Here is a 1,753-nt window from a genome sequence, read left to right as displayed (position 1 = left end):
GAGGCATCCGTCAACATCACCCGCAGCCGCCTCGGACGACTCACCCGCCAAGGCTTCCTCACCCAACCGGACGAGGCCGCTACCAGAAACGGACTAACGAGTTGGTGCGTGATAGCGGGTGAGACATATTTGGCCTGGTCGTGGCCTGCTCTCAGACGTTGATGGCGCGGTAGGTGTCGGGCAGGCGGTCGCGACGGTGGGTGCAGCGCGTCAGTTGCTTCCAGCGTTTGTGGTTGGCAAGGGCGTGTTCGACGGTGATGCGGTCGCAGGAGTGCCCGCGGCGGTCGCGTTCCCACTGCTGGACTCTGCCGGGTAGTGCTCCGGGCCGGGGTTTTCTGGGTGGCGTGATCGCTTGCCCGCGGTGGTCGCGGCTCAGGCCGAGGAAGCCGTCGTCCAGGAGAACCTCGACGTCGGGGAAGTGCTGGAAGCAGACGGCGATGCCCTCGTTGCGGGCGGCCGTGGCATCGTGCATACGACCAGGACGCAGGGTGTCGGTCCACAACGTGCGGCCCTGCCAGTCAGCGATGACGGTGGCCTTCATGGTGTTCTGTTTCTTCTTCCCGGAAACGAATGCGCGCCGTCCGCCGCGGCCGGCCGGTGGTCGGCGGACCTGGATCTCGGTGGCATCCAAACGCAACTCGATGCCTTCGGCCTGGGCATAGGCGAACACGTCGGCCATAGTGCGTAACCGCAGGCCGGGGCGGTCGGGGATTGCGCACCCCCGCTCGGCCAGCAGCGTACGTATCTCTGCGATCGCACGGGTGACGGTCGAGCGGTCGACGTCGAACAGCAGGCCCAGTACCGAGTGCGGCAGGTCGTGCCGCAGATGGATCAGCGTGGCCACCAGCCGGTCGACGAAGACCAACTGGTGGCGGGCGCCGGCTCCCGCAGCGCGCTTCCTGGCCCCACCTCGTGCAGCATGGCGACGACCCTCGACCCCGGCTTGCCACGGCACCGCCAGTTCCTCGACCAGGCGCGCCAGATGACGCCGAGAGATCCCCGTGAACAGCCGATGCGCCAGCACCGCCCTACTGACCATGATCGCCACAGACGGATCATGTCACCGGCCAGGCACGACGCCTCACCCGCTATCACGCACCAACTCGTTAGCTGGCACGGAGCGGTGCAGTCGGCGGGAGTGGGTCCTCACGCGGCGGGCCGATCAAGCAGCGGAAGAGGCGGCCGGCCAGGGGAAACGGTGGGTCAAGGCCCCCAGATGCAGCCCGGACACGCAACTGCTCCGTGACGGACTTCTGGGTGGGGCGATCGGACTTACCTGCCACTGCCCAAGCGCCTGCGTACGTGTTCGGCAACCCCGCGGTGCTGCTCCATGGCTTCCGCCTCGGTGCGAGCGCCCTCCCGCTCAGTCCGCCAACGCTCTCCACTGTCCTGAGAAGTCCCCGTGGCAAACATCGTCCCGGGCACCTCGTCGATGCCCTCCCACACTGTTCGAATCATGACGCCTTGGACCTGGTCCTCCGCCACGATCCGATAGGCCATGTCGTCCCATAGGCCTCCCCATTCCGTCAGCTCGATCTGCCGACCCTGCCGATCGCGATGCACCATCCCCCCATCCTCGCATCAGAGACAGGCTCGAATCAGCTCCTCACGCAGGCGGCAGTTCGACACGACGGTCCGCAGCCTCCGACGGCCGTTCCTAGACGGTGTCCCGTAAATGCTCTGGGACATGCTGGCTGACCTGCTTGTTTGCCTGTCATCCGGTGAGGGTGAGGTTGTGTAGGCGGGCGATGCC

General features: G+C 66.6%; 1 protein-coding gene. It reads right to left on the bottom strand.

The features are described 5' to 3' along the window. Positions 1 to 151 precede the first annotated feature (151 nt). Positions 152 to 1,039, bottom strand: a complete 888-nt coding sequence (locus GTY84_RS21195; RefSeq protein ID WP_202551530.1) for a transposase family protein — start codon at positions 1,037 to 1,039, stop codon at positions 152 to 154. Positions 1,040 to 1,753: the final 714 nt, after the last annotated feature.

The organism is Streptomyces sp. SID8352, from assembly GCF_009862265.1.
Classification (GTDB): Bacteria; Actinomycetota; Actinomycetes; order Streptomycetales; family Streptomycetaceae; genus Streptomyces.
This window is presented reverse-complemented; position numbering and strand designations above follow the sequence as displayed.